The sequence below is a fragment of the Neisseria sp. HMSC067G12 genome (assembly GCF_001812725.1).
In the GTDB taxonomy this organism is placed as follows: Bacteria; Pseudomonadota; Gammaproteobacteria; order Burkholderiales; family Neisseriaceae; genus Neisseria; species Neisseria perflava.
Window position 1 is genome coordinate 176,224 of record NZ_KV810212.1, and the last position, 15,022, is coordinate 191,245.

General features: G+C 50.9%; 13 protein-coding genes. 7 read left to right on the forward strand and 6 right to left on the reverse strand.

What is annotated here, in order from left to right:
* Window positions 1-83 precede the first annotated feature (83 nt).
* Window positions 84-830 carry a HesA/MoeB/ThiF family protein gene (locus HMPREF2871_RS08395; RefSeq protein WP_193388904.1) on the reverse strand — a complete coding sequence of 249 codons (747 nt, stop codon included), beginning with the start codon at window positions 828-830 and terminating at the stop codon, window positions 84-86.
* 49 nt (window positions 831-879) lie between these two features.
* Complete coding sequence (locus HMPREF2871_RS08400) at window positions 880-1,344, reverse strand: cyclic pyranopterin monophosphate synthase MoaC (protein ID WP_049336400.1); 465 nt, start codon at window positions 1,342-1,344, stop codon at window positions 880-882.
* Between the two features lie 187 nt (window positions 1,345-1,531).
* Between HMPREF2871_RS08400 and ppc the strand changes: the two genes are divergently transcribed.
* The 5 genes from ppc to tyrS all read left to right on the forward strand — a co-directional run bounded on the left by ppc (window position 1,532) and on the right by tyrS (window position 8,289).
* Window positions 1,532-4,234, forward strand: coding sequence for a phosphoenolpyruvate carboxylase (gene ppc / locus HMPREF2871_RS08405; RefSeq protein ID WP_049343548.1), 2,703 nt, complete (start codon window positions 1,532-1,534; stop codon window positions 4,232-4,234).
* Window positions 4,235-4,587: 353 nt separating this feature from the next.
* Window positions 4,588-4,977, forward strand: a complete 390-nt coding sequence (locus tag HMPREF2871_RS08410) for a hypothetical protein (RefSeq protein WP_049336395.1) — start codon at window positions 4,588-4,590, stop codon at window positions 4,975-4,977.
* A 124-nt stretch (window positions 4,978-5,101) separates the two neighbouring features.
* Entirely contained in the window at window positions 5,102-6,193 is a 1,092-nt protein-coding gene (gene ychF, locus HMPREF2871_RS08415) for a redox-regulated ATPase YchF (protein ID WP_049330669.1), read from the forward strand.
* A gap of 88 nt (window positions 6,194-6,281) precedes the next feature.
* On the forward strand, window positions 6,282-6,899 hold the full coding sequence (locus HMPREF2871_RS08420) for a hypothetical protein (RefSeq protein ID WP_004519533.1): 618 nt from the start codon (window positions 6,282-6,284) through the stop codon (window positions 6,897-6,899).
* A 91-nt stretch (window positions 6,900-6,990) separates the two neighbouring features.
* A complete protein-coding gene (gene tyrS, locus HMPREF2871_RS08425) occupies window positions 6,991-8,289 on the forward strand; it encodes a tyrosine--tRNA ligase (protein WP_049336393.1) in 1,299 nt (432 codons plus the stop codon).
* A gap of 176 nt (window positions 8,290-8,465) precedes the next feature.
* On the opposite strand, the gene hslO is transcribed toward tyrS, so the two are convergent.
* Window positions 8,466-9,362 (reverse strand): Hsp33 family molecular chaperone HslO, encoded by an 897-nt coding sequence (hslO, locus tag HMPREF2871_RS08430; RefSeq protein WP_049336392.1) that lies wholly within the window; start codon window positions 9,360-9,362, stop codon window positions 8,466-8,468.
* 260 nt (window positions 9,363-9,622) lie between these two features.
* Between hslO and HMPREF2871_RS08435 the strand changes: the two genes are divergently transcribed.
* Window positions 9,623-10,252 (forward strand): C40 family peptidase, encoded by a 630-nt coding sequence (locus tag HMPREF2871_RS08435; protein ID WP_049343546.1) that lies wholly within the window; start codon window positions 9,623-9,625, stop codon window positions 10,250-10,252.
* An 8-nt stretch (window positions 10,253-10,260) separates the two neighbouring features.
* Window positions 10,261-10,482 carry a hypothetical protein gene (locus HMPREF2871_RS08440; protein ID WP_004519529.1) on the forward strand — a complete coding sequence of 74 codons (222 nt, stop codon included), beginning with the start codon at window positions 10,261-10,263 and terminating at the stop codon, window positions 10,480-10,482.
* A gap of 81 nt (window positions 10,483-10,563) precedes the next feature.
* On the opposite strand, the gene HMPREF2871_RS08445 is transcribed toward HMPREF2871_RS08440, so the two are convergent.
* Genes HMPREF2871_RS08445 through dxs form a run of 3 tightly spaced genes read right to left on the reverse strand, consistent with a single transcriptional unit; the run spans window position 10,564 to window position 14,936 of the window.
* Window positions 10,564-11,964 carry an L-serine ammonia-lyase gene (locus tag HMPREF2871_RS08445; protein ID WP_004520399.1) on the reverse strand — a complete coding sequence of 467 codons (1,401 nt, stop codon included), beginning with the start codon at window positions 11,962-11,964 and terminating at the stop codon, window positions 10,564-10,566.
* Between the two features lie 35 nt (window positions 11,965-11,999).
* Window positions 12,000-13,010 (reverse strand): glycosyltransferase family 2 protein, encoded by a 1,011-nt coding sequence (locus tag HMPREF2871_RS08450; RefSeq protein WP_004520400.1) that lies wholly within the window; start codon window positions 13,008-13,010, stop codon window positions 12,000-12,002.
* Between the two features lie 36 nt (window positions 13,011-13,046).
* Window positions 13,047-14,936, reverse strand: a complete 1,890-nt coding sequence (gene dxs, locus HMPREF2871_RS08455; RefSeq protein ID WP_049343543.1) for a 1-deoxy-D-xylulose-5-phosphate synthase — start codon at window positions 14,934-14,936, stop codon at window positions 13,047-13,049.
* Between the last annotated feature and the right edge of the window lie 86 nt (window positions 14,937-15,022).

The window sequence follows — 15,022 nt, forward strand, 5'->3', positions numbered from 1 at the left end:
CCTTCAAGTTTAATGAAAGATAAGTATGATTACTCTAGCGGATTGGCTTAGGCAATGTCGAAACCCCTACCCTGCTTTTGTCTTTAACGGCCGCCGCAAACCGGGCATTCGGGATTGCGTCTCACCCCGTATTGCTGCCATTTTCCGCTCAACGCGTTGTAGGTAGAAAGTTTGCCGTGCGACGGCGTACCGATACCGATCAGCACTTTAAGCGCTTCGGCGGCTTGGGTCGTTCCGATAACGCCGACCAATGGCGAAAAAACGCCGAACAATGCACAAGCGCCGTCGCTGGCTTGTTCGCCGTCAAATAGGCAGGCATAGCAAGGCGTATCGGGAAGATCGGGACGGTACACGGCGATTTGTCCGTCAAAGCCGACGGCCGCGGCGGAAACCAAAGGCGTGCGCGTGACAACGGCGGCGCGGTTGACCGCTTGGCGTGTGGGATAATTGTCGGAACAATCGAGGATGATGTCGGCGGCGTTTGCCAATTCGACAAGCCTGGCCTCATCGAGAAATTCGGCAATGGCGGCAATGTGTGTTTGGCTGTTGATCTGTTTCAGACGGCCTTGCATCACCAAAGCCTTATTTTTACCGATGTCGGCTTCGGTAAACGTGATTTGGCGTTGAAGGTTGGTCTCGTCAATGGTATCGGCATCGGCAATCGTCAGGCGGCCGATACCGGCGGCGGCAAGATACGGCAAGGCCGCCGCACCCAGTCCGCCGCAACCGACAACAAGCACATGGGCGGCCATGAGTTTTTCTTGGCCTTCGATACCGATTTCGTCAAGCAGGATATGGCGGCTGAACCGCAAAAGTTGTTGATCGTTCATCATAATAATAAGGCCGTCTGAAACCCAATGTTCAGACGGCCTGAATGGTTTAGAAATTAATATTTTCGTATGCGTTGTCAAACAGGAAAGGACGGCCTTCGCTGCTGGTTTCGGATTCGAGGCGGATGCCGCTGAGCATCATATTGCGGTCAACGTCTTTCATCATGTCGTAAACGCTCAAGAGCGCCAAATTGAGACCGGTCAGGGCTTCGGTGGCAATGCTGCCGTTGCTGTGCGCTTGGACGGTCAGCGTGGCCTTCAGGCAGGCCAACTCAACGTTAATATCGAAATCAACCTGCACGCCGATGATGCGGCCGGGCAGGTGCAGCGGAATCAGGTTGGAGGTCTGTTTGATGCTCTGAATGGCGGCAACGCGGGCGATGGTCAGGATACTTGCCTTTTCGGTGGCATTCTCTATCAACACCCGTATCGCCTGCTGGCTCATGTTGACAGTGCCGACGGCGACGGCGGTGTGTTGCTCAGGAAAATCAGGCTGGTTGGGAAATTCAATCATGGGTTTCTCGCCTCTGTTTTGATGGGCAATATTTTACGGCATTTTACAGACAGCGACCACGCGGCGGATACGGACGGCTGTTTTCTGGTTTGAAATGTATCGGACGGCAGCATTGGCAGTTTACAAAAATTTGCTATACAATGGATTCGGGACAAACCCAAATTAACATTTAAACAAGAGAAAAATCATGCAACTGCATATCTTAAATAATCCCAAAGATGCCGCTTTGGCAGCGGATGCGGAATTTTTAAAACAGTCTCTTTTCAATCTGCTGCATGAGGAAGCGTCGCCTTTGGTGGTCGAAACCGTTAAGTTATTATCGACTTCAGACGACAGCGCTGCCTTGATTGAAAAGGTGTTGCCGCAATTGGACGAACAACAAACCCACGATTTAACCTTGGCCTGCGGCCTGTTCGCACAGATTTTGAACATCGCAGAAGACGTGCACCACGAACGCCGCCGCCAAATCCACGAAGATGCCGGCCACAGCGCAGCAGAAGGCAGCCTGACAGAAACCGTGCGCAAGCTCAAAGCCGGAAAAGTCAACGGCAAAGCGTTGCAACAACAACTGGACAACACAGTCGTTACCGCCGTTTTGACCGCGCACCCGACCGAAGTGCAACGCCAAACCGTCTTGAGCTTCAACCGCCGCATCCGCGCGCTGCTGCCGCAACGCGAACGCTGCACTAATCCTGATGCACTGGCTCAGTTGCGCCGCGAAATCGACACTGTCCTTTTGGGCCTGTGGCAGACCAGCGAAACGCGCCGCCACAAACTTAGCGTCAACGATGAAATTAACAACGGTGTATCCATCTTCCCAATGAGCTTCTTTGAAGCCCTGCCCAAACTCTACCGCACAATGGAACGTGATTTTCAGACGGCCTATCCCGGCGTCCGCGTTCCGAATATCCTTAAAATCGGCGGCTGGATCGGCGGCGACCGCGACGGCAACCCGTTCGTTTCTGCCGAAACCTTGCGTTTTGCGTTCAGACGGCATGCCGACGCAGTGTTCCGTTTCTATCGCGGCGAACTCGACAAACTTTACCGCGAATTGCCGCTCTCCATCCGCCGTGTCAAAGTCAACGACGATGTGATGGCACTGGCCGCCCTCTCGCCTGACGAAGAAATCGCCCGCACCGAAGAACCCTACCGCCGCGCCATCGCCTACATCATGGCCCGTGCCATGGGCAAGGCACGCTCACTCGGTTTGGGCATGGGCTGCAAATTCGGCTTCCTCGAGCCTTATGCCACAGTCGAAGATTTCCTCAACGACCTGAAAAAACTGCAACGCTCGCTCCACGAAAACGGCAGCCAACTGCTGGCAGAAGGCCGTCTAGCCGACATTATCCGCAGCGTATCCGTGTTCGGCTTCCACATGATGCCGCTCGACCTGCGCCAACACGCAGGCAAACACGCCGATGTGGTTGCCGAGCTTTTCCAACACGCAGGCTTGGAAGACTACAACAGCCTGAACGAAGAGCAAAAACAAACCGCCCTGTTGCGCGAATTGAGCCATCAACGTCCGCTGTACAGCCCGTTTATCACATACAGCGACCATACCCGCCACGAACTGGCAATTTTCAACGAAGCGCGCAAAATTAAAGACGAATTTGGCGAAGATGCCGTTACACAAAGCATTATTTCCAACTGCGAACAACCCAGCGACCTGCTCGCCTTGGCATTGCTGCTGAAAGAAAGCGGCCTGCTGGTGGTGGAAAACGGCAAACCGTACAGCCGCATCAATATCGTGCCTCTGTTTGAAACCATCGAAGCGCTCGAAAACGCCTGTCCGGTCATGGAAACCATGTTCCGCCTCGACTGGTATGATGCCCTGCTCGAAAGCCGCGGCAATATCCAAGAAATCATGCTGGGCTACTCCGACTCCAACAAAGACGGCGGCTACGTTACCAGCTCGTGGTGTCTGTATCAGGCAGAGTTGGGCTTGGTCGAACTCTTCAAAAAATACGATGTCCGCATGCGCCTGTTCCACGGCCGCGGCGGCAGCGTAGGCCGCGGCGGCGGCCCTTCTTACCAAGCCATCTTGGCGCAACCTGCGGGCAGCGTTGCCGGACAAATCCGCATTACCGAGCAAGGCGAAGTCATTACCGCCAAATATGCCGACCCAGGCAATGCCCAACGCAACTTGGAAACCTTGGTTGCCGCGACTTTGGAAGCCAGCATCCTGCCGGACAAAAAAGACCCTGATGCCAAGCTGATGCAGGATTTATCGGACGTATCGTTCAAATACTACCGCGAACTGATTACCCACCCCGACTTCATCGACTACTTCCTGCAAACCAGCCCGATTCAGGAAATCGCCACCCTCAACCTCGGCAGCCGTCCCGCCAGCCGCAAGACCTTAGCGCGGATTCAAGACTTGCGCGCGATTCCGTGGGTATTCTCATGGATGCAAAACCGCCTCATGCTGCCGGCTTGGTACGGTTTCGGCAGCGCAGTGGAAACCTTGTGCGAAGGGAATCCCAACACACTGGCCGCCCTGCGCGAACACGCCCAAAGCAACCCATTCTTCCAAGCCATGCTCTCCAATATGGAACAAGTGATGGCGAAAACCGACATCACCTTGGCGGAAAACTACGCCGGCTTGAGCGAATCGCCCGATAAAGCAAAAGTCATCTTCGGCATGATCAAGGAAGAATACCAACGCAGCCGCAAAGCACTGCTCGACCTGCTGCAAACCGAAGAGCTTCTGCGCGACAACCGCAGCCTCGCCCGTTCGCTTGCCTTAAGGATTCCATATTTGAACGCCCTCAACGGCCTGCAAGTCGCCATGCTCAAACGCCTACGCAAAGAGCCCGACAATCCGCACGCCCTGCTGATGGTTCACCTAACCATCAACGGCGTAGCGCAAGGTTTGCGCAATACCGGTTAAGGCAGCACGGAAAAAGGCCGTCTGAAACAATTTTCAGACGGCCTTTAAACTAACTGCGAACCGAAGCAAAGACTTTACCCACGAAACCCCATACCGTTTTTCAACCTGCTTACCCCTCTTCCCCTCTATTCATTTAACTTGCCCTGTATTTCAAACCATTACGGTCAACAGCAGATAATCCACTGCTAAATCAAAGTGTTCACTTAAGTATGGCAAGCGCTTCAGCATGATGGATGGTCGACCTACTGACATACCTTACTGCGGCACTACCCCATACACCGCACAATAAGCTTTCAGACAACCCTGAGGCCGTCTGAAAAACAAAAACATCTCACACCAAGGCAGTTATCATTATGTTTGACATTGTATTTATCTTGTTATTCGGCAGGCTTCAGCCCCACCAAACACCCGACTCATCCGACACACCCGTCTCTTTTGGGCATTCGGCGGCAGGCTCGGCTTTAATTTATTTATGCATACGCATAGGGACAATCATCCTTCATGATTCGATTTCCGGAGCCATTGACAGCCTCCCCCTCATTCTATTTCAAACAATCTGCATGTTCGGCTGTCTGGTTTTGTATTTTAAAATGTTGCGTACCGCATCCGACCCGAAATACCGTCAGATGATTTATTGGGTACTGGGCATTCTTTCAGGTTTGATCTTAAGCCTCCTGTCCGAAAAATTGTTTTATTTAACGGCTTCATTCATTTACTCATTCTTCGGAAGAACAATAAGCTGAATGCCTGCCCCTCTTTTTTCAGACGGCCTTTTATTATAAGAACACACCAGCATTGCGGCTGTTTTGAGTACCTCCACAATATGCTATAATCCGCCGTTAAACTTTTATCTTTTCAGGAAAAACCATGAGCTTGAAATGCGGCATCGTCGGTTTGCCCAACGTCGGCAAATCCACCCTCTTTAACGCGCTGACCCAATCGGGTATCGAGGCGGCAAACTATCCTTTCTGTACCATCGAACCCAACGTCGGCATCGTTGAAGTCCCCGATCCGCGTATGGCCGAATTGGCAAAAATCGTCAATCCGCAAAAAATGCAGCCTGCCATCGTCGAATTTGTCGATATCGCCGGTTTGGTTGCAGGCGCGAGCAAAGGCGAAGGTTTGGGCAACCAGTTCCTCGCCAACATCCGCGAGACTGATGCGATTGTTAACGTCGTGCGTTGCTTTGACGACGACAACATCGTTCACGTTGCAGGCAAAGTCGATCCGATTGCCGACATTGAAACTATCGGCACCGAGTTGGCACTGGCTGACTTGGCCAGCGTCGAAAAAGCCATCGTCCGCGAAGAAAAACGCGCACGCTCAGGCGACAAAGACGCGCAAAAACTGGTCGATCTGTGCAAAAAACTGCTGCCGCATTTGGACGAAGGCAAACCTGTACGCTCCTTCGGTTTGGACGCAGAAGAACTTGCCATGCTCAAACCGCTGTTCCTGCTGACTGCCAAACCTGCCATGTACGTCGGCAACGTTTCTGAAGACGGTTTTGAAAACAACCCGCACCTCGACCGCCTGAAAGAATTGGCTGCAAAAGAAAACGCGCCGGTTGTGGCCGTTTGCGCCGCGATGGAAAGCGAAATCGCCGAATTGGAAGACGATGAAAAAGCCGAATTCCTCGCCGAAATGGGCTTGGAAGAACCGGGCCTGAACCGTCTGATTCGTGCCGGCTACGACCTCTTAGGCCTGCAAACCTACTTTACCGCCGGCGTAAAAGAAGTCCGCGCTTGGACCATCCACAAAGGCGACACTGCGCCACAAGCCGCCGGCGTAATTCACACCGACTTTGAACGCGGCTTCATCCGTGCCCAAGTTATCTCCTACGAAGACTTCATCGCTTTAGGCGGCGAAGCCAAAGCCAAAGAAGCAGGCAAAATGCGTGTGGAAGGCAAAGAATACGTCGTACAAGACGGCGATGTGATGCACTTCTTGTTTAACGTGTAAGTAAGGTCGTCTGAAAGCATAAAGAATGCAAATCAAATTTGGTAGGCTAAGCTTTTCTTAGCCTACCTTCCTTCAAAGTTTAGGGAAAATGTCTAATATCAATCTTATAGATATTGTAAAAAATATATTTTATTTTATTGGTTCGTCAGCAGGATTATTTGCGGTTCTTCGCCCAGTATTTGAAAGCAAACTTCAACAAGATATTCAAAATGCTAGGAAAATAATTGAACGAATTGGAGAAAATAGGATTTTATACTTAGATTCAAGTATTTATTCCCATCGTTGTGTTTCTAGTGAATTTTTTGTAGATATAGATATTTTAAGTAATGATATTAGCGAGAAAAAACAATGCACACGCTTTTCCAGTCATATTTCATGCTATTTCGATACCGAACTAAAAGAAATTATAAATGAATATATCAACCTAAGAAGCTACATACAAGTTCCGGAATGGGAGCCTAGATACAATGACGATAATGGAAAATCAGCGTGGTATTTCAATAAGAAAGCTGAAAGTTTTTATCCATCAGGAGAGCATTTTCCCGCTAACTATCCGAAACATTTAGAAGAAGCTGCTAAAATAGCTGACAAAATAAAAATAAGATTTTTAAGATTCCAAGCATTAACTGAGCTTCATTACATAGAAACAATTTTTCACAAATGGACCGTAGCTAAATTATATAAAAAACATAACTTGACCGTATAAATAATGTTCAAAAGATCAAAAATTTAGAAATAATTAAATTCATGAAATTGCTAAATCAATATCTAGCCTATTTTAATCAACGGAAGTTTCAATGAAATCAGTTATCCAAGACCTACAATCGCGTGGCTTAATCGCCCAAACTACCGACATCGAAGCCTTAGACGCTTTGTTGAACGAACAAAAAATTTCCCTCTATTGCGGTTTTGACCCGACAGCAGACAGCCTGCACATCGGCCACTTGCTGCCTGTATTGGCATTGCGCCGTTTCCAACAAGCCGGCCATACGCCGATTGCTTTGGTGGGCGGCGCGACCGGCATGATTGGCGACCCAAGCTTTAAAGCCGCCGAACGCAGCTTGAATTCTGCCGAAACCGTTGCCGGTTGGGTTGAAAGCATCCGCAACCAACTGACCCCTTTCTTAAGCTTTGATGGCGACAATGCGGCCATTATGGCCAATAATGCCGACTGGTTCGGCAGCATGAACTGCCTCGACTTCCTGCGCGACATCGGCAAGCATTTCTCCGTCAACGCCATGCTGAACAAGGAATCTGTCAAACAGCGTATCGAGCGCGACGATGTGGGTATTTCCTTCACCGAATTCGCCTATTCCCTGCTGCAAGGCTACGACTTTGCCGAATTGAACAAACGCCACGGCGCGGTTTTGGAAATCGGCGGTTCCGACCAATGGGGCAACATCACTGCCGGTATCGACTTGACCCGCCGTCTGCACCAAAAACAAGTATTCGGCCTGACCCTGCCTTTGGTAACCAAATCAGATGGCACCAAATTCGGCAAAACCGAAGGTGGCGCAGTATGGTTGAACGCGAAGAAAACTTCTCCGTATCAGTTCTACCAATTCTGGCTGAAAGTGGCCGATGCCGATGTGTATAAATTCCTGAAATACTTTACCTTCCTGTCTATCGAAGAAATCGACGCCATCGAAGCCAAAGACAAAGCCAGCGGCACCAAACCTGAAGCGCAACGCATTCTTGCAGAGGAAATGACCCGCTTGATTCACGGCGAAGAAGCCCTTGCCGCCGCCCAACGCATTTCTGAAAGCCTGTTTGCCGAAGACCAAAGCCATCTCACCGAAAGCGACTTCGAGCAGCTGGCACTCGACGGCCTGCCGACTTTTGAAGTTTCCGAGAGCCTCAACGTGGTGGAAACTTTGGTGAAAACCGGTTTGGCGTCTTCCAACAAAGAAGCGCGCGGCTTTGTCAACAGCAAAGCGGTTTTGCTCAACGGCAAACCTGCCGAAGCCAACAATCCGAACCATGCCGCTGAAAAACCTGACGATGCCTATATACTGACCGACGAACACAAACGTTTCGGCAAATACACCATCGTCCGCCGCGGCAAACGCAACCACGCTTTATTGGTTTGGAAATAATCTTTAAACATTAAACGCATCGTTTAAAACAATCATGCCGTCTGAAATCAGCCCTCGCTTTTTTTCAGACGGCATTTTATATTGATGATATTCAGTTTTCCCAAAAAGAAAGGGCAGGTTTTACACCTGCCCTCCTATTAAATAATCTAATTTTTTAAGCAACTTTTATCGCGCGATTACTGCAAACGCTCATTCTCTTGACGGACGGCATTCACCACGTCCGCACCAAACAAAGCGTTGACATCGGTTTCATCAAACACATATTTGCTATGGCAGAAATCGCAGTCAATTTGAATGCTGCCTTGCTCCGCCACCACGCCGCCGACTTCCTGACCGCCAAGCATCAACAGCATATCGCTGACTTTGCCGCGGGAACAGGTGCAGGCAAATTCAATGGCTTCCGGTTCAAAAACGCGGGGCGGGGTTTCATGGTAAAGGCGGTAAAGGGCGTGATGAGCGTCCAAACCGGTCAATTCTTGCGGAGTAAGCGTTTGCGCAAGCGTGGTCACATGTTCCCACGCGGCATCATCCAATTCTTCTTCCGGCAGACGTTGCAGCAATAATGCGCCTGCGGCGTGGTCATCGGCGGCAAGCGTAATATAAGTATCGAGCTGCTCGGAACGTTTCATATAGTTGACCAGCATTTGCGCAATGCTGTCGCCTTCCAGTGGGACAACACCTTGCCAAGGGTCGGCATCTTTAGGCTGATGGGTTAAAACGAACACGCTGTTTTCGCCCAACAGCGCAGTCAGGCTTTCGTCATCACGGATTTCAGCGGTTTCGTCCCAACGGGCAGTAGCGCGGACAGTATTTTCAGAAGTCGCTTCCACCACCAACATTTTCAGACGGCCCTGACCTTGAACCTGAACAATCAGCGTGCCTTCGTTTTTAAGGTTGGCAGACAATAAAGATCCGGCGGCCAGCAACTCGCCCAAAGCGCGGCGGATGGCGACAGGATAATGTTTTTGGTTGACGATGTGTTGCCAAACCTTTTCAAGGCGGATGTGCATACCGCGGATGGGCATATCGTCAAAGATAAAGCGTGTACGGATATCGCTGTGATTTTGTGTCATGTCAGTCTCTGAAAATAAATCAATGAATGCCGCTTATATGGTTGCAGCGGCGGATAAATCAAGCGAAACCGCGCCCGATGTTTTTCTAGTTCGTTTGGAAACAAGGGTTTAACGCAAAATAACAGCAGTTTTTTTGCCAAAAAGACAGTTTTTTAATACAATCAAGCAGATAACAAGAGAATGATACGGGATAACATCTCAGAAACCGGCAATGTGCCTGCAATCGGCAGGGAATGCCTTCTGAAACGGAAGTTTGTACAATGAATTTTTTACTCCGGCTCGCAGCAGTTTGGACTTCGGTCGCCATGCTCGCGAGCGTCAATTTTTCTTACGCTGATGATTTGGAAAACCTGATTACCACCCGTCAGCGTGTTTTAAACCAGTTCAACGACAATGCCAATGTTTACGGCAATACGCGTCAGGCAACCCCTGTCCATCCCACCAATACCTATTCTGCCGCAAGCAACAATACGCGCGCACCTTCGGGCAACGCAGATGAGTTAATCGGCAGCGCCATGGGCTTGCTCGGCGTGGCCTACCGCTACGGCGGCACATCGGCTTCCACCGGCTTTGACTGCAGCGGCTTTATGCAACACATCTTTAAACGCGCCATGGGCCTGAACCTGCCGCGCACTTCTGCCGAACAAGCGCAAATGGGCGTTGCCGTGAGCCGTTCCGAATTACAGCCGGGCGACATGGTCTTTTTCCGCACCATGGGTCGCGGCCGTATTTCCCACGTCGGCCTCTACATCGGCAACAACAATTTCATTCACGCACCGAGGACGGGCAAACGTATCGAAATTACCAGCCTCGGCCACAAATATTGGAGCGCGAAATACGCCTTCGGCCGCCGTGTAAAGAAAAACGACCCTTCCCGTTTCTTAAACTGAGGTGAGCTATGGCAATGCCGCAAATGCCCAAATGGTATGACGACGACGGTCAGATTGTTTCCTGCACCGAAAAAGTCAAAGTCATGACCGAAAACTTGAACGAACTGTACCAAATAGCGCAGGACGCCTTTGAAGACGCCCTGCTGATGGGTTGCTCCGAAAAACAGTTGCGCGAATACTTCCGCGACTTAATGGCCGGGCTGGAAAACCCTTATCAAAAAAACGGTTAGTTATTCAATCCATACAAAAAAAGGCCGTCTGAAAGTTTCTCAGACGGCCTTTTTTTATCGGGCATATCCCCTACCCTATTGCTAACATTCCACCACGCGCACGGATACAGGTATGGCTTTTTTCTGCAAGGTAATGGCCAAGCCTGCGAGCGAGGTTTCTTTATAGGTTGCCTTCATATCGCGGCCGGTTTGCAACATGGTTTGAATCACTTCATCAAGTGAGACTTTTTTGTCTATGCCATCTTCCAAAAGCGCGAGGGTGGCGAGCTTGAGGGCTTTTTCGGCGGCGATGCCGTTGCGCTCGATACAGGGGATTTGCACCAAGCCGCCGACAGGGTCGCAGGTCAAGCCCAAGTGGTGTTCCATCGCCATTTCGGCGGCGTTTTCCACTTGTTTCGGGGTACCGCCGATAACTTCGGCGTATGCACCTGCTGCCATAGAACATGCCACGCCGACTTCGCCTTGGCAACCAACGTCCGCACCGGAAATCGACGCATTGGTTTTGTACAAAATACCGATGGCGCCGGCAGTCAGCAGGAAGTCCTCTACACGCGATTGGTTGGCGTGCGGATTAAATTTGCGGAAATAGTGTAAGACGGCAGGAATAATGCCTGCCGCGCCGTTGGTCGGTGCGGTTACGACGCGGCCGCCAGCGGCGTTTTCTTCATTGACCGCCATGGCGTACACCATCGGCCAAAGTTGGGTATTGACGATTTCGCTCTCGCGTAGGACTTTGAGTTTAGCTGCCAACTGCGGCGCGCGGCGGCGCACATTCAAGCCGCCCGGCAATTGCCCTTCCGCACCCAAGCCGCGCTTGATGCAGTTTTCCATCACATCGGCCACGGCAGCCACACGGCGGCGCACTTCCACTTCATCGCAACCTGCCAACGCTGCTTCATTGGCCAACACGACTTCGGAAATATTCAACTGGTTCAGACGGCATTGTGCCAGCAACTCATCACAGTTTTTGTATGGATACGGCACATCGGCATTTTCCTGCGCCTCTTGTGCAAACCCTTCGTCTGTAACGACAAAACCGCCGCCGACCGAATAATAGATCTGCTCTTTCAGCTTCAGGCCGTCTGAATGGTAGGCGATAAAGTTCAAACCGTTCGGATGTTTGGGCAACACTTTGTCGCCGCGGATATCCAAATCTTTTTCAGGATTGAAGGCCATTTCACGGCCGTTGAGTTTTAAAACGTGCTGCGTGCGGATACGTTCCAAGCGTTGAGGGATGTCCGCAAGCGGGATATCGTGCGGCAGGCTGCCTTCCAAACCGAGCAATAATGCGTCGAATGTGCCGTGTCCGATACCGGTCAAAGCAAGTGAACCGTACACTTCAATGACAATGCGCGCCACTTGTGTATCCAAGTTTTCGGCATTCAGCAAATCAGCAAAAGCGGCCGCGGCCTTCATCGGGCCGACGGTGTGCGAGCTGGACGGGCCGATGCCGATTTTGAAAATATCAAAGATGCTGATCATAATTTTCCTATTATTGTGTGTGCGGGCTGTGTTTTTCAGACGGCCTTAAGGCCTAAAGAGGAATCTTGTGCGCCGCTTGCCAATGCAAGTACCAAATGTCCGACAGTCATCAAAGGATCACCTGCTTCCGGCGAGGTGTATTTCAGCATCAGCGGTTTTTTACGCAAGGGTTCGTAATGGCTGACTTTACAATGCGGGTCTTCCAAACTTGTAGAACCGGCGCGGTATCTGTATGCCAACAGCCGTAAATCGTTCAAGTCCATCTTCATGCCGTTGTCCAGCAATTCGCGCAACTGGTTTTCCCAGGCAATATCGTTGCTTCCGTCTTTAATGGCAATCAAGATGGACTTTTCGAGGATTTTTTTGATGTGCTGGTTCAAGGAGCGGATTGGGAAATGCCCCAGCCACAACAAATCGGTCTCCGCAAATTGGGCGGAAAACTGCTCGATAAACCAGGAATGTAAACCTCGATAATCCGGCGAATGAAACAGGGTTGATTTAACCTTGTTGCCATCTTTATCCAACATGTAATGGCAGCCGATAATCACGCTGCAAGATTCGGCAGCCCATCTAGGAATAATGACTTTGGGGGTAAAGAGCGTTTCGAGGCGTTGCTCGGTAAATTGAGTGGTGAAATCGGGATTGTATTGCAACGATGTCGGCAAATAGCCGCGCCAAAGGTACATGCCGATCCTGTTTTCGCCGATGACATCCAAAAGTTGTTCCAGCATGATACGGCTAGGACATGAAATAAATTCGTCCGCATCCAGCGGAAAAACGAAATCTATCGCTTCATCTTTTGCTACAAGCTGCTTCATAAGCAGGTTTACCAATTGCTCTTGATTGTACTTGAGCGCTTGATATTGATAGATAAATATCGGCAAACCTTCTTCTTTCAATTGAATCAGGATTTCCCTTGTTCCATCGCTGCTGCCGTGATCGATGATGTGCATTTCATCCATCAGCTCGAGATTATGACGGACAAACGATTCGATAACGTCGTTTTCGTTGCGCACCATGCTGATGCTGATTAGTTTTTTTCCCATAAATTATGCAATGTATTGATAGGTTTTAATCATTTTTCAGACGGCCTTAATCCAGCCGGCAATGCGTTTTTCAATCGCTTCGGCACTCAAACCCAAGTCGTCCAGCAGTTTTTTCGGGTCGCCGTGTTCGGTAACTTTGTCTTCTACACCCAACAGCAACACCGGTTTGCAGATGCCGTGTTTCGCCAACACTTCCAACACCGCGCTGCCTGCGCCGCCTTGTTCGGCATTCTCTTCAGCGGTAACGATGTAGTCATGGCTTCGGGCAAGACGGACGATCAGTTCTTCATCTATCGGTTTGACAAAGCGCATGTCGGCAACGGTCGCGTTCAGCTTGTCGGCGGCGGTCAATGATGGGGCAACCATGCTGCCAAAGGCGATAATGGCAATTTTCTCGCCTTCGCGACGGATGATGCCTTTACCGATTTCAACGGTTTCCAGGCCGTCTGAAACGGTTGCGCCCGTGCCTGTACCGCGCGGATAACGGACGGCAGACGGCGAATTTGCCTGATAGCAGGTTGAGAGCAGCAGGCGGCATTCGTTTTCGTCGCTTGGTGCGGCAATAATCATATTCGGCACGCAACGCAAAAAGCTCAAGTCGTACAAACCGGCATGGGTCGGGCCGTCTGCACCGACAATACCTGCACGGTCGATGGCGAACAAAACAGGTAGGTTTTGCAAAGCAACGTCATGTACCAACTGGTCGTAAGCGCGTTGCAGGAAAGTGGAGTAAATCGCCACGACGGGCTTGATGCCTTCGCATGCCAAACCGCCGGCAAAGGTAACGGCGTGTTGCTCGGCGATGCCGACGTCGAAATAGCGGTCGGGGAATTGCTGTTCAAACTCAACCAAGCCACTGCCCTCGCGCATGGCAGGCGTGATGGCAACCAAACGCTCGTCAGCCGCTGCTTGGTCGCACAGCCATTGGCCGAACACTTGCGTATAAGTCGGTTTAGCCGCTGCAGGTTTCACTTCCGGGGCAGGCACTTCGCTCGGCAGCTTGGCGACAGCGTGGTATTTGACAGGGTCGTTTTCGGCGAATTTGTAGCCATTGCCTTTTTTGGTGATGACGTGCAGCAACTGAGGGCCTTTGCGGCCGCGCAAGTCTTTCAATACATCCACCAAATTTTCAACATTGTGGCCGTCCACCGGGCCGGTATAACGGAAACCGAAGTTTTCAAACAAAGACAGCGACTGTTTGGCGTGTTCCGCTTCGCCTGCCAAGGTTTTGATTTTATTTTCGACTTTTTGGGCAAGCTCCATCGCGCCGGGCAATTTGTCCAACACTTTGCTCGATTGGGCTTTGATGGTACTTAACAGTCCATGCATATCGCGCACGACGTTGCTGGCGAGGTATTTCGGCAACGCGCCGACATTGGGGGAAATCGACATTTCGTTGTCGTTGAGGATGACCAGCAAATCGACATCCATATCGCCTGCGCAGTTCAAGGCTTCAAACGCCTGACCCGCCGTCATGGCTCCGTCGCCGATGATGGCAACGCTGCGGCGGTTGTTGCCCAACTGTTTGTCCGCAACGGCCATACCCAATGCCGCGCCGATGGATGTGGAAGAATGCCCCACGCCGAAGGCGTCGTATTCAGACTCGCTGCGTTTCGGAAAACCGGCCAAACCGCCGTATTGGCGCATGGTGTGCATTTGATTTTTGCGGCCGGTGAGGATTTTGTGCGGATAGCTTTGATGACCGACATCCCAAACCAAATGGTCTTCGGGCGTGTCGTACACATAATGCAGGGCCACCGTCAGCTCGACCGCGCCCAAGTTACTGGCGAAATGGCCGCCCGTCTTACCGACGGAATCCAACAGAAATTCGCGCAATTCGGCGGCGACTTGCGGCAGCTGTTTTTTCTCCAGACGGCGCAAATCCTGAGGCGTATCGATAATGTCGAGCAAAGGGCTTGGGTTCATGATTTTTGGCGGTGATTTTTTGTGTAACGGACGATTATATCAAGAGATTGCACAACTTGTTACAAATGCTTTCAGACGGCCCGAAC